Here is a 13,942-nt window from a genome sequence, read left to right as displayed (position 1 = left end):
CAGGTATACCCGCTGGCTGGTTTACTACTGGGATGACTCGCCCCCGGAGTTGCCCTGACCCTGAGTGCTGCCTTCGTTGCCGCCCTCACTGCTGCCGCTGTTGTCTTCGCTCTCCGTTCCGCCTCCAGCACCAGCGCCCGAACCACTGCCGGACCCGGACTGCTCCTGCTCGGAGTTCTGGCGCTGGGAGCGTTGCCTGGGTGCGTATGAGTATTCACGGTTGCGCGTGGACGAGCTGCTCTGCCTGGATCCGGTGCCCCAGTTGCCTTCCGGGCCACCGACCTTGCCGTGGTCTTCGGCATCCGGGAAACGTTCCACTGGACTGTTGCCCAGAGCCGACTTCATATATTGGGTGAAAAGCTGGACCGCATAGAAGTTGTCGTGATAGTGATCCGGCACCTTCAGGGCGCCGCCGTCCTGCCCCTGATTCCAGACGGCGAAGGTGGTCAGGAGCGAGGGGGTGAATCCGATGAAGGAGATGGCGGTCTGGTCATTGGCCGTGCCGGTCTTGCCCGCGATGGGTCGCCCCAGAGAACGGGCATAGGATGCAGTGCCGCGCTGGACCGTGGTGGTCATGGCCTTCTGCAGCAGAGCCACCTGATCGGCGTTGAAGACCTGATCCGACTGGATTGCAGCCGTGTAAAGCTCCTGATCCTTGGTGTCTTTGACCTGGGCGACCAGGTGCAACTTGGGCCGTTGCCCTCCATTGGCCAGGGTGGCGTAACCCTGGGTCACGTCATAGACCGAGAGAGCGTCCACACCCAGGGTGTCGAAGGTGGTCGTATCATCGATTTTCCCGGTGATGCCGGCTGTGTGGGCTACTTGGGCAATCTTTTGTGAGGTCACGTGTTCGCCCAGGTCCATGAAGACCGTGTTGACCGAGTTGGCGAATGCCGAGTAGAGGTTGATGTACCCGTAGCTGACATTTCCGGCGTTGGCTACGGACTTGCCCACGCTGGAGAAGGTACGCGGTGAATTGCCGTTGAAGACCGTGTTCAGGCTGACCCCATCCTGGATGGCGCCCAGGAGCGTGTAAGCCTTCATGGTCGAACCGACCTGGAAGGTCGCCTGATCCACGTTGTTGAGCTGGTGGGTCAGGTAGTCGTCACCGGCGTACAGGGAGATGATGGCCCCGGTCTTGGGGTCGACCGAAAGTCCCCCGATCTGCAGAGTGGCTGGCAGATGCTTGTTGCCTGTGGACGGACTGGCCACCTGGAACATCAGATCCTGCTTGTCCTTTTGGATGGTGGTGATAATCCGGTAGCCTCCTGTGTCCAGGTCGTCTGCGGTGAATGGGGCCTTTTTGCCGGAGGACAGCTCGTTGCGGACCATGCGCAGCAGGTAGCCGTTGGGTCCCTGGTAGACGTTCTGCGGCATGTATTTGATGGTCTGCGGCATTTGGGCGCTGGCCCGGTCCTGATGGCTGATGTAGTGGTCCTCCTCCATGATGGCCAGCACGCGGCGGAAGCGGGACTCGGCCTGCTTGGGGTTGACCGCCGGGTCCCAGGAGGCAGGGGCGGGGATAATGCCAGCCAGCATGGCCGACTCAGGCATGGTCAGGTCCTTGGCGTCCTTACCGAAGTAGTTTTGCGCGGCGGCCTGGATCCCGTAAGCGCCACGTCCGAAGTAGATGGTGTTCAGATAGTTGCAAAGGACGGTGTCCTTATCCTCAGTCCTGGAAATCTTCAAGGAGAGAATGGCCTCGCGTAGCTTGCCCTTGTAGGTGGTGGTCTCGCCCAGATAGTAGCGCTCGGCATACTGCTGGGTGATGGTGGATCCGCCCTGTCGGGTGCCCTTGGTCACGTTGTTGAAGAGCGCTCGGCTGATGCCTTTGAGGTCGATGCCGTTGTCCTTGTAGAAGGTGCGGTTTTCCGAGGCAACGACCGCATTGCCCACATACTTGGGCAGGATCGAGCAGTTGATGATCTCCCGGTTCTGATTGGCGTAGGTTCCGATGGGGGTGGTGCCGTCCGCATAGTAGACCGTGGTCTTTTGTGCCAGGGCCTGTTTCTCAGGCGGGATGATTTCAGTGGTCAGATACAGGTATGCGAAGGCCGCCGCCCCGGCGACCAGCACCAGTCCCAGCAGGGCCAGGGTCCACTTAAGTACGCGATGCGATTTGTGGGGCCGTCCGCGACGGGGTCCGCCGCCCCGGGGTTTCCGGTCGGCATGCCGCGAGGTGAGCCTGTCGGCGCGATTCCTGCTGCCGCGCGTTCCGGACTGGGTCCTGCGTGTGGGAGAGGTCGAACTGACTGAACGAGTCTGATTGGCCATGCCAACCACGCTATCCGGCGGGGCTGAAAACTGTTCGACCTAAGGCTGAACGTTCATCATTTTCGTACGTTTGCGCCATCCTTGGAGTTCTGTACTGCTCATTCCTCCATGCTATTCATCGGGAGAAGGTATGCTTAGGTTGGAATAACTCAGTAAATCAGAGGAGTTTGTATGAGCATCCGTGTAGCTATAGCGGGCGTGGGCAACTGCGCTTCCTCGCTGGTACAGGGAGTCGAGTATTACAAGGACGCCAAGGATGATGACAAAATCCCCGGCATCATGCACGCCAATTTCGGTGGCTACCGCATTCGTGACGTGGAGTTCGTGACCGCCTTCGATGTGGATTCACTCAAGGTCGGCAAGGACCTGAGCGAGGCTATCTTCGCCTCGCAAAACAACACCTACAAGTTCTGCGACGTCCCCAACAAGGGCGTGGAGGTCCTGCGCGGGCCGACCGGCGACGGACTGGGCGAGTACTACAAGAAGATGATCACCGAGTCGGATGCCGAGCCCGTGGATGTGGCCCAGGTCCTGCGCGACAAGAAGGTCGATGTGCTGGTCTCCTACCTGCCCGTCGGCTCTGAGCAGGCCGACAAGGCCTATGCCACCGCCGCCATCGAGGCCGGGTGCGCCTTCGTCAACTGCCTGCCTGTCTTCATCGCCTCAGACCCCGAGTGGGCCCAGAAGTTCCGCGATGCCGGCCTGCCCATCGTGGGTGATGACATCAAGAGCCAGGTGGGCGCCACCATTACCCACAGGGTCATGGCCCGCCTCTTCGAGGATCGCGGCGTGCGTCTGGACCGCACCTACCAGCTGAACGTCGGCGGCAACATGGACTTCATGAACATGCTGCAGCGTACTCGTCTGGAGTCCAAGAAGGTTTCCAAGACCCGTGCAGTCACCTCCATCGTTCCCCACGACATGGATCCCCACAACGTCCACATCGGCCCTTCCGACTATGTGGCCTGGCTGGATGACCGCAAGTTCGCCTTTGTGCGTCTGGAGGGCACCACCTTTGGTGACGTCCCGCTGAATCTGGAGTACAAGCTGGAGGTCTGGGATTCGCCCAACTCGGCTGGCATCGTCATCGATGCCCTGCGCGCCGCCAAGATCGCCCTGGACCGCCACCTGGCCGGCCCGGTGCTGGCACCCAGCTCCTACTTCATGAAGTCGCCCGCTGTCCAGCATGAGGACAACGAGGCCCGTCAGCTGGTCGAGGATTACATCGCCGGCAAGGTGGAGGGTGACGAGAGCGCCCTGGATGCCGATGTCAAGGCCGCAAAGGAGAACGGCAAGGACGTCTGGCACGCCTGAGTAGAACACCCCAGTCGGGTGCTGTCGTGCGCCTGATATAAGCATGTGGCCGACCTCTTTCGGGGGATCGGCCACATGCTGTTTATATGTTTGGTTTGTTTATATAGCTGGATCGTAGATTTGAGTCGGCGGACTTCAGGCATAGTGCCCAGCCCGCCGATCGCTGCTGCTGATTCTCAGACCATGGCCAGGTCAAGCACATTCACTGAGGCCGGGTCCAGACGGACTGTAATTTCACGTCCTTCGGGGATGTCCGAGACATCGACCTGGCGAGCCCTGACCTGGTCCGGGTCGGATCGGGTATTGCAGACATGTGGATCCTGTGCGGAAAGGCTTTGCATGCCCGCAGGACGCACAGGCTCGGGCAGGGTCAGCGTCGCTTCGGCGGCTGAGGCCATGTCGGCGTTTACCAGATCCACCATGATGTGTCCGTCCTTGACCGAGGCAAAGACGTGCAGGGACGGGTTGTCGGCCTCCGGCAGGCTCTGGACCGCCCGGGCTCCCTGGTGGCACCGGTACATCATGAAGACGTCGTAGTTGGGGGTCAGGATTGTGGCGTCGTCCTCGGTCAGGATCAACGAGTTGAGGACGTTCAGGGTCTGGGCATTGCAGGCCATGGACACCTTGTCGCATCTGGACTGAAGGATATCCAGCGTCAGAGCCGAGGTGACCGCGTCGCGCATGGTCACCTGCTGCCGGAGCGCCGGACGAGCCGTGAAGGCATCGCCATGCCAGTTGCCCCATTCGCCCATGACCAGGTCGACCCTTGTCAGCCTGGAATCCATGGTGCTCTCAGGGTGGGGCATGGTGGCCAGGCAGGCCTGCATCAGATCCCACTGCTGGTCGATGACCTCACCGAGTTCAAGGGCGCCTTGAATCACCCGATCCCAGCCGTCCTGATCAAACTGAGTGGAAGTGTCGTTGGGGTGATCGATGTTCCAGTTGTAGAAGTGCAGGTCGTAGGCGGCGATGGGCGGCTGGCGGTACTGGGCCAAAGCCTGGAAGAAGTCCTTGGTCCAGCGCACCCGTTCCATAGGCTTGTTTCCGTCTGGGCCGCAGGCGATGGGCCGGATCATCGGGGGCTGATCCCCGTTCTCGGCGAAGGTGGGCATGGCCGAGGCGAACATCCGATAGCGGTCCGCGTACATGGACGGGGTCATCGTCCCCCCGCCGGCCCAGGGCTCGTTCCCCAGACCCCAGAACTTCACGCCATAGGGGGAGGGGTGGCCGTTGGCGGCCCGCATGGCTGACATGGCCGTGCCCGATGGACGGTTGCAGTACTCCATCCAGTCGCGCATCTCGGCCACGGATCCGCTCAGCATGTTCACGTTGATCCAGGGTTCGGTGCCAATGGCCTGGCACAGGCGGAGGAACTCGTCGGTGCCGAAACCATGCCCGTCAGGTTGGTAGGTACCGAAGTTCTCGTTGTATCCCACCGGACGCTGGTTGCGGGGCCCGACCCCCTGACGCCAGTGGTAGGTGTCGGCATAGCAGCCGCCGGGCCAGCGCAGCAGGGGGGGCTTCAGTGCTTTCAGGGCCTTGAGGGCGTCCGTGCGGATGCCGTCGGTGTTGGGAATGGAGGAATCCGTGCCCACCCATAGTCCCTGATCGATGCACTCGCCGAGGAATTCGATGAACTGGCCGTGCAAGTAGGGGCTGATAGTGCCGGTGGTCAGGCGCGGGTCGATATGGATGCTCACTGTTTGGACTCCTTACTTGATGGTGCGGATGCGGCTGATGAAGATGCAGGCCAGCAGCACCAGGACGATGGCGGTGGGAAAGACCAGCTGGTAGGACTTAGTCACCGAGACGATCAGCGAGGTCACCATGGGCCCCACCATCTGGCCCAGGGTGGTGGCGATGTTGAGGATGCCCAGATCCTTGCCGGCCTCCTCGGCATTGGGCAGAACGTCAACGTTGAGCGCCTGGTCGACCGACCCGTACATGCCGTAGCCGAAGCCGCCGATGGCGGTGAACAGAATCATGCCCAGGGGGCTGTGGATGATCCAGGGCATGGCATAGCCCAGGGCCAGAAGCAGGCTGGCGATGACCACGGGCATCTTCCTGCGGCCGATCCTGTCGGAGATCGGGCCTGCTCCCAGGGCGGCGATCATGGAGACCACGATCAACACCAGGGACATGGTCGACATGGTGGCCGCCGAGTCTTTGACGGACTGGCCCATGTAGTCCTGAAGAATGAAGAGCTGGTAGTTGAGGATCATGTAGTAACTGAACAGGAGCAGTGAACGTCCCACGAAGGCCATCCAGAAGTCGGGTGCGTGGCGGGGCGGGCGGAAGGATTCCAGGATGGAGCGCAGGCTGCTGCTCAAGGCGGGCATGTCCTTTGAGGAGGGCTCCTTGGGCCAGATGACCACTGTGACCAGTCCGGCCACGCCCATGACTATGCCGGACATGATCCAGCCTGGGATTTGCATGGTGATAAACCGGGCGCCGACCAGGGTGCCCAGGGAGTTGCCCACCAGGTTGCCTGCCGATATGAATGCCGACATGGTGGCCCGCTGTGATTCGGGAACGCGGTCGGACAGGGAGGCGACTACTGGCGAGATCATCATGTTCAGGCCGACCATGGCCAGGCAGTAGAAGATGCCGATGGCCCAGACATTGGCGATGACTCCCATGAGGAAGAGCGAGATACCGGCCAGTACACCGCCGGAAACGACCCAGGGGGTTCTGCGGCCGAAGATGGAACGGGTCCTGTCGGACAGGTTGCCCACGATTAGGTTGGATACCAGGGATGTCAGAGCCGTGGTGGCGTTGAAGACCCCGGATATGGCCACCTTGGACCCCGGAGCGATGTCGGTCAGGCGTTGGGGCAGCAGGACCGAGGCGACGATGGACAGGGCCATCATCCAGAACAGATTGAAAATGAAGAAGGCTATGCAGTATCGGCTTTTAGCTGCGGTGCCGAGCTCCTGCCCGCCTGCTGAATCGGCTTGTGTCATTATCCGACTCCCTCTCTTTCGGTGCGTCTGTGCACAGTGGGGAAGCGCCGTGCTTCCCATATTGTTTTATATCTTATAAATATAAAATAAGCAAGAGGGCAGGTCTTTGCGGGCGGTTCCCATCATGGGAACGGGGCAGAGAAAGGGGCTATGCACGGCCTAGGACGGTCTGTCGGCCAACGGTATGATGATTCTGATGAGTGATGCGAACAGGAAGACCGGTAGCAAGGTGGGCGGAGATCAGGTTGGACGCCTTCCGGGCCGCCCGATTGGCGCCCGCCAGCGGATGGCCCCCGATGAACGCCGCAGACAGATAGCCCAGGTCGCCGCCCAGATGATCGCCTACTACGGCACCTATGGTGTCTCCATGCAGGCCATTGCGGATGCCGTCGGTCTGACCTTGCCGGGACTGCGTCATTACGTCCGCACGCGCGAGGAGCTGCTCTCCCTGGTCATCCAGGTCTACTACGACCAGGGTTCCTTCACCTTTGGATCCAAGCCTGGTGAGCGCGATGAGCTTGCCATTGGTCGAGATCGGGAGGGGCATCCCCTCTATTCGCTGCCGGGTTATCTGCGTCGTCTGATCAAGGAGAACGCCGAGCGTATGGTCCTGGTCATGCTCTTCATGCATTTGGCTGTGGAGGCTCATGATCCGGCTCATCCCGCACACGAATACTACCGTGATCGTCATGCCCGGATGATCGACTTTATGGACGGAATCCGTTGGAAGCTGCCTGAGCCCTATCGGGATCGGTCGGCCTTCCATCGGTTGATTAGAACCGTTTATTGCACCATGGATGGGGTGCAGATCCAGGCGCTGACCAATCCCGACGACGACATGATCGCCCTGTGGACAAAGGCGGAACCCATTCTCTTCCCGTCACCCCAGTGGGATGATTGCCGCTAGAGGGTCGACAGGAATCGGGTTCTGTTTCAGTCCTTGGCGGGGCCTACCAGGGGAGCGATCCTCTTGTCCCAGGCATCCAGGGCCGAGTTGATGACCTGGTGCATGTCGTAGTAAGCGTAGGTGCCCAGGCGGCCGCCGAAGATTACCTTTGGCTGCTGGGCTGCCAGTTGCTTGTACTGGGTGTAGAGGGCCCGGTCGTCGCTGGTGTTGATGGGGTAGTAGGGCTCATCGCCCTTGCCGGCGAAGCGGCTGTACTCCTCCCAGACCACGGTGCGCTCATGGTTCTGCCGGTCGTAGCGTTCGGGGTTGAAGTTCTTGAACTCGATGGCGCGGGTGTAGGGCACGTCAGGATCGGAGAAGTTCATGACCGGGCAGCCGAAGTGGTCGTCCTCGTCGTAGCGGCGCTCCTTGAAGTCCACGGTCCGCCACTTGAGCTCGCCCAGACGGTAGTCGAAGTAGCGGTCGACCGGGCCGGTGTAGACCACGGGGACCTGTCCCACCAGAGCATCCCGGTTCCAGGGCTGGGAGTTGTCGAAGAAGTCGGTCTTCAGGCTCACCTGGATGCGCGGGTCGTCAATCATCCGCTCGAACCAGGCGGTGTAGCCGTCCTTGGGCAGGCCCTCCCAGGTGTCCTTGAAGTAGTGGTTGTCATAGTTGAACCGCACCGGGAGCCGCTTGATGATTGAGGCGGGTAGCTGGGAGGGGTCGGTCTGCCACTGCTTGGCCGTGTAGTTCTTGATGAAGGCCTCGTACAGGGGGCGGCCAATCAGGCTGATCCCCTGGTCGTTCAGGTTGCTCGGGTCGGTCCCGGCCAGCTCGCCGGCTTGCTCCCGGATCAGTTCCCGGGCCTGCTGGGGGGTGTAGTGGGCGTGGAAGAACTGATTGATGGTGCCCAGGTTGATGGGCAGGGGGTAGACCTCGCCCTTGTGGGTGGTGTAAACCCGGTGGGTGTAGTCGGTGAATTCGGTGAAGCGATTGACGTACTCCCAGACCTTGCGGTTGGAGGTGTGGAAGAGGTGGGCTCCATACTTATGGATTTCGGCCCCAGTCTCCTCGTCCATGTAGGAGTAGGCATTGCCGCCGATGTGGTCGCGCACGTCGATGATCCGTACCCGGGCCCCGCTGTGCTCGACCGCCTGCTGGGCCACGGTCAGACCGAACAGGCCAGCGCCCACAATCACCAAATCAGCATCCATGTCAGCCATTCGTCTTAAGCCATCCATCCCTTGTCGCTGTGATGCCGGGCTGACTATTATCTATTGCCAGGTTCCGGCATGATCCCTGATCAACCGCTGGAGTACGGCGATCCTGTTGCCTACATGCTAGCGGACAGGTCTGGTCATGGAAGCAGCGGACGGTAATATCGACCGAATACGCACCTGGCATGGACGGGTCGGCGCTTTTCAGTGGACAAGTGGAGCCTGTCTGCTATTATGGTGACTTGCTCTCACGTGGCGTTATGTCACCCAATCCCCCCAGGGCAGGAATGCAGCAAGGGTAAGTGGCCTCTGGCGGGTGCGTGGGAGTTTTCCATGTGTGTTCTGCCCGAGCTGGCTGGAGTCGTGAAAACAACGCGTTAGTCGGACGGGGTGTCGGCTGTCGACCCAGGGGTTGGATAGAGTCTTGAGGTATGACCAACAAGCACAAGCAGGGCGAAGCACAGCAGACCTGGTACCGGAGCCCGAATGAGCAGACCGAAGCGGACGGCAGTCATGTTGACCGGGATCCCTTGACGTCTCGCCCCCGGATTTCAGCCCTGGTCCTGTGCCTGGTCGCCGGCCTGGTCTGCCTGGGTCTGTCGGCTTTGGTTTGGTGGGCAGCGGTCTGGACTGTGCCCGGGCAGACCTATGACGACATGGCCCTGACCAACTTCCGAGGTTTCCTTGACCAGGCGCCCCTGGTCAAGGCCTACCTGGGACTGTTCACCATTCCTTATGTGACTGTGGTGATCTGCGTGGTGCTGGGTCTTGCAGCCCTGGCGGTAGTTTTGGCCCGCCGCCGGTGGTGGCTGCTTGGCCAGGTTGCGGTTTATGCTCTGGTGGTTTACGGGGCCGCGCGCATTCTCAAACGCTTCCTGCCTCGCCCTGTGCTGATCCATGCCCAGGCCTCCGCAGCCAACTCGGCTCCATCCGGACACACCATCCTGGCTCTGGCGGTGGTCCTGGCCCTGCTCTGTGTGGTGCCGCGTGTTTGGAGGGCTCCGGTCGCCTTGGTGGGGTTCGCCTTTGACCTGTCCGTGGGCTGCTCCCTGGTCCAGGGCGGCTGGCATCGCCCCTCAGACGTAATCATGGGCATTCTTATTCCGGTTGGTCTCTGTCTTATTGCTCTGGCCGCCACTCGAGGCACCGGGATGGATGTTCCTGGGACCAGAATGTCCTCGGCTTCGATCCAGATTGTCTCCACACTGATGTTGGTTGCGGGGTTCCTGGGGGTTCTCTACGCCTGCTATGTCATCTGGCAGGTCAGTCCTGGTCTGGAGATCGGAGCCCGGTGGACGGCCTATGGGGTGCACTGCTCGGCTGTCATAATGATGGCCTCGGTTCTGTCACTGACCTTGGGACTGGTTCTGGCGATGAGGCAGATTACGGCCTCGCCTTTGACCAGGATGGGCCTTGTCGGTCGGCCTCCGGCTCCGCCCCAAAATGACTGAGGTTGATTTTTGGCGTACTGAACGCATTTGATTTATTCACCATCAAACTCGGGGATCCACACCCGCGCACATAGCCCCTTGATTTGCATGGTGACGGAACCTCGTGAGTAAGATGGCGTGCGAAAGAACACAATATAAGGAGAGGCCATGGCATCCGGCAATAAGCTCGTCATTGTTGAGTCGCCAACCAAGGCAAAGAAGATCGGCGGGTACCTGGGCAAGGGCTACACGGTCATGGCTTCGGTGGGCCATATCCGCGACCTGGCTCAGCCGTCGCAGATTCCGGCCTCCCAGAAGAAGGCCTACGGCAAGTTCGGCGTAGACGTGAACGATGGCTTCAAGCCCTACTACATTGTGGACGATAAAAAGAAGCACACGGTATCCGAACTCAAGAAGGCGCTGAAGAATGCCGACGAGCTCTACCTGGCCACTGATGAGGATCGTGAGGGGGAGGCCATCGCCTGGCATCTGGTCCAGACCCTTAAACCCAAGGTGCCGGTAAAGCGCATGGTCTTTCATGAGATCACTCCAGAGGCCATCAAGAATTCGCTCAAGCACACCAGGGACGTGGATGCCCACATGGTCGACGCCCAGGAGACCCGCAGGGTGCTGGATCGGCTCTATGGCTACGAGCTTTCGCCGGTGCTCTGGCGCAAGGTGGGTCCGGGGCTGAGTGCCGGGCGTGTCCAGTCTGTGGCGACTCGGCTGATTGTGGAGCGCGAGCGTGAGCGCATGGCCTTTGTCAAGGCCTCCTACTGGGATCTGCTCGCGCATCTGGTGCAGAAGGATGCCAAGGAATCGGCGTCGTCGAGTGGTTTTCAGGCGCGCATGATCAGCCTGGGGGAGCAGCGGCTGGCGGTCTCCAAGGACTTCACATCCAAGGGTCAGCTGACGCAGGCTGCTGCCAAGGAGCAGGTCCTGCAGCTGGATGAACAGCATGCCCGGAGCCTGGCAGAGGCTTTGAAGGATCAGGACTTCACGGTGACGGGTATGGAGACCAAGCCCTATCGGCGGCGTCCCCAGCCCCCATTCACCACGTCTACCCTGCAGCAGACGGCTGGCAACCGGCTGGGCATGAGTTCCAGGGCTACCATGCGCGCTGCCCAGGGGCTCTATGAGAACGGGTTCATCACCTACATGCGTACCGATTCGGTCACCCTCTCCCAGGAAGCCATCGCAGCTGCCCGCAAGGGGGTCGAGCGTGAGTACGGTGCCGAATATCTTTCGGCCAAGTCCAAGCAGTATGTGACCAAGACCGCCGGCGCCCAGGAGGCCCACGAGTGCATCCGGCCCGCCGGTTCCACCTTCCACAGGCCCCAGGAGCTGGCCGACCGCCTGGCCCCTGATCAGCTCAAGCTCTACACCCTGATTTGGCGGCGAACCCTGGCTTCGCAGATGGCCGACGCCACCGGGTCCACAGCCACTATCCGCCTGTCGGCGCAGGTGGGCAGGGAGGGTACGGCCCTCTTCCAGGCTTCAGGCACTGTCATCAAGTTCCCCGGTTTCCTCAAGGCTGTGGGTTCTGGCTCTGAGCAGAGCGATGAGGATTCATCCCTGCCTCCAGTCCAGAAGGGGGATGTGCTTCGCGCCGCCTCCGTAGAGCCTGAGGGACATGAAACCCAGCCGCCTGCACGCTACACCGAGGCCTCCCTGGTCAAGACCCTGGAGGCCAAGGAGATCGGCAGACCTTCCACTTATGCCAGCATTATTTCGACCATCATCGATCGTGGATACGTTTACGAGCGCGGTCGTGCCCTGATCCCATCCTGGCTGGCCTTTTCGGTGGTCAGATTGTTGGAGACCAACTTCCCCAAATACGTGGACTACCAATTCACGGCGCAGATGGAGAACGGCCTGGATATGATCGCCCATGGTAAGGAGCGAGGCAAGGACTGGCTGACTAGGTTCTACTTCGGCTCGGGCCCTGGTGCCGCTCAGAACGCTGACCAGGCTCATCAGGGCTTGCAGGAGCAGGTGGCCCAGCTGGGAGACATCGACGCCCGCAAGATCAACACCATCGAGATAGGGGATGGTCTGCAGGTGAGGGTCGGCCGCTATGGTCCCTATCTTGAAGATACGGCTAACCTGGATGCCGACGGAAACCCTAAGCGTGCTTCGTTGCCGCCCACCATGGCTCCGGACGAGCTGACTGTGGCGGCGGGCCATGAGCTGATTGCAGCCAACGCCGGCGGTCCCCGTCAGCTGGGCAAGGATCCACAGACCGGCGGTCGCGTCGAGGTGCGCAAGGGCAGATTCGGGCCCTATGTGGCTCTGATCAGCCCTGAGGAGGAAACGGCCGAGCAGAAAAAGCCGTCCGGCAAAACTGTACGCACGGCCAAACAGACTGCTCCTAAGCCCAAGATGGCATCGCTCTTCAAGACCATGGATCCGGATACGGTCACCCTGGAGGATGCTCTGAAACTGCTCAGCCTACCTAGGACGGTTGGGAGCATCGAACTGACTGATGCCAAGACGGGAGAAACCAGCCAGGCCACTGTCACGGCCAGCAACGGCCGTTATGGCCCCTATCTGACGGCCACCAAGGCCGACGGCGGCACCGAGACGCGTTCGTTGACCGACGAGGGGCAGATTTTCTCTATCGACCAGGCCGGGGCCAAGGCCCTTTTCGACCAGCCCAAGTACGGACGGCGTTCCCGGAGCGCGGCCAAACCCCCTCTTCGTGAGTTGGGTACGGACCCTGACAGTGGCAAACCAGTCACCATCAAAGACGGGTTCTACGGCGTCTATATCACCGACGGACAGACCAACAGGACCCTGCCCAAGCAGTACACGGCCCAGTCCATCGAGCCGGAGGTGGCCTTCCGCCTGCTGGCGGAGAAGCGCGCGGCCGGACCTGCTAAGCGGCGCGGCCGGACCACCAGCAAGTCGACCGCGCGAAAGTCGACTGCCCGCAAGTCGGGGTCCAGCAAATCCACAGCTGGCAAGTCGACCACTCGCGCACGCAAAACCACGAAGAAGACTAAAACTACCAAGACTTCCAAGACTAGGGAGCATCAGGCATGAGCGATGGTTTGTTCATTTCCTTCGAGGGCGTGGATGGTGCAGGCAAAACCACCCAGGTCCAACAAGCACACAACTATCTGCAGGAGCGTGGCCTGCGGTCCCTGGTTACCCGCGAGCCAGGCGGTACCCCTGTCGGGTTGACTATTCGGGAACTCGTCCTTCACGGGTTGGCCGCTTTTCCCTCGGTCGCCGTGACCGGAGGTACCGACGTGGTTGATGCCTCCGACGATCTGGCCCCCAGGACCGAGGCCTTGCTCTATGCGGCGGATCGGGCTGAGCATGTGGCCCAGGTGGTGCGTCCGGCTCTGGAGCGAGGAGACATTGTGCTCTGCGACCGCTATCTGGACTCCTCAGTGGCCTATCAGGCCGGAGGCCGTGATCTGTCGGCGGATGTGATTCGTCGGCTGAGCCTCTGGGCCAGTCAGGGTTTGCTGCCCAAACGCACCTACCTGCTGGACGCGGATCCGTCTCAGTCCAAGTCGCGTCTGGATCATGAACCCGACCGGCTGGAGTCGGCTGGCGATGACTTTCAGCAGCATGTGCGCCAGGCATTCCTGCAGCTGGCACAGAAGGAGCCCGACCGGTTCCTGGTTATCGATGCCACCCAATCCATCGACCAGATTTGGCAGATCATCCAGGACGATTTGGACAAGTTGGTCGAAGGGCGTGAGCCGGATCTGCCTCAGGTAGACGATGAACTCCCGGATGTCGATGATGACACTGATGACACTGATCCCCAGGACGATGCCGACGAGGATGAATCGACGGCAGGATATGAGGATGATGAGCAGGGTGCCGAGTCGGACTGGA

8 protein-coding genes, 1 other RNA gene and 1 pseudogene are annotated in these 13,942 nt (G+C 60.9%); 6 read left to right on the top strand and 4 right to left on the bottom strand.

Annotation, left to right across the window (positions count from 1 at the left end):
• Positions 1 to 24: 24 nt before the first annotated feature.
• Positions 25 to 2,274: a transglycosylase domain-containing protein gene (locus P272_RS0103900; protein WP_029678244.1), complete on the bottom strand. Its 2,250-nt coding sequence runs from the start codon at positions 2,272 to 2,274 to the stop codon at positions 25 to 27.
• A gap of 171 nt (positions 2,275 to 2,445) precedes the next feature.
• On the opposite strand from P272_RS0103900, the gene P272_RS0103895 reads away from it, so the two are divergent.
• Complete coding sequence (locus tag P272_RS0103895; protein WP_029678243.1) at positions 2,446 to 3,588, top strand: inositol-3-phosphate synthase; 1,143 nt, start codon at positions 2,446 to 2,448, stop codon at positions 3,586 to 3,588.
• Between the two features lie 176 nt (positions 3,589 to 3,764).
• Here the strand turns inward: P272_RS0103895 and P272_RS0103890 are convergent, their stop codons facing one another.
• A complete protein-coding gene (locus P272_RS0103890) occupies positions 3,765 to 5,288 on the bottom strand; it encodes an alpha-N-arabinofuranosidase (protein WP_029678242.1) in 1,524 nt (507 codons plus the stop codon).
• A 12-nt stretch (positions 5,289 to 5,300) separates the two neighbouring features.
• Positions 5,301 to 6,551: an MFS transporter gene (locus tag P272_RS0103885; RefSeq protein ID WP_029678241.1), complete on the bottom strand. Its 1,251-nt coding sequence runs from the start codon at positions 6,549 to 6,551 to the stop codon at positions 5,301 to 5,303.
• Between the two features lie 196 nt (positions 6,552 to 6,747).
• Here P272_RS0103885 and P272_RS0103880 point away from each other — a divergent pair, with 196 nt between their 5' ends.
• Positions 6,748 to 7,458: a TetR/AcrR family transcriptional regulator gene (locus P272_RS0103880; protein WP_155804977.1), complete on the top strand. Its 711-nt coding sequence runs from the start codon at positions 6,748 to 6,750 to the stop codon at positions 7,456 to 7,458.
• A 26-nt stretch (positions 7,459 to 7,484) separates the two neighbouring features.
• Here P272_RS0103880 and glf read toward each other — a convergent pair whose 3' ends face one another.
• Complete coding sequence (gene glf / locus P272_RS0103875) at positions 7,485 to 8,663, bottom strand: UDP-galactopyranose mutase (protein WP_029678239.1); 1,179 nt, start codon at positions 8,661 to 8,663, stop codon at positions 7,485 to 7,487.
• 236 nt (positions 8,664 to 8,899) lie between these two features.
• On the opposite strand from glf, the gene ffs reads away from it, so the two are divergent.
• The 4 genes and pseudogenes from ffs to tmk all read left to right on the top strand — a co-directional run.
• Positions 8,900 to 8,990, top strand: an RNA gene (ffs, locus tag P272_RS09085) — signal recognition particle sRNA small type.
• Positions 8,991 to 9,088: 98 nt separating this feature from the next.
• The gene (locus P272_RS0103870) at positions 9,089 to 10,108 is read left to right on the top strand and encodes a phosphatase PAP2 family protein (protein WP_029678238.1); all 1,020 of its coding nucleotides are present in this window, start codon (positions 9,089 to 9,091) and stop codon (positions 10,106 to 10,108) included.
• 147 nt (positions 10,109 to 10,255) lie between these two features.
• Positions 10,256 to 13,132 (top strand): type I DNA topoisomerase, encoded by a 2,877-nt coding sequence (gene topA, locus P272_RS0103865; RefSeq protein WP_029678237.1) that lies wholly within the window; start codon positions 10,256 to 10,258, stop codon positions 13,130 to 13,132.
• Positions 13,129 to 13,782: pseudogene (gene tmk, locus P272_RS0103860) on the top strand (dTMP kinase); the annotation flags it as partial. The gene topA and the pseudogene tmk, both read left to right, overlap by 4 nt.
• Between the last annotated feature and the right edge of the window lie 160 nt (positions 13,783 to 13,942).

Origin of the sequence: Bifidobacterium sp. 7101, from assembly GCF_000499285.1 — a bacterium.
Taxonomy (GTDB): Bacteria; Actinomycetota; Actinomycetes; order Actinomycetales; family Bifidobacteriaceae; genus Bombiscardovia; species Bombiscardovia apis_A.
The sequence above is the reverse complement of the archived record's forward strand: the minus strand, read 5'-3'. Positions and strand labels throughout refer to the sequence as shown.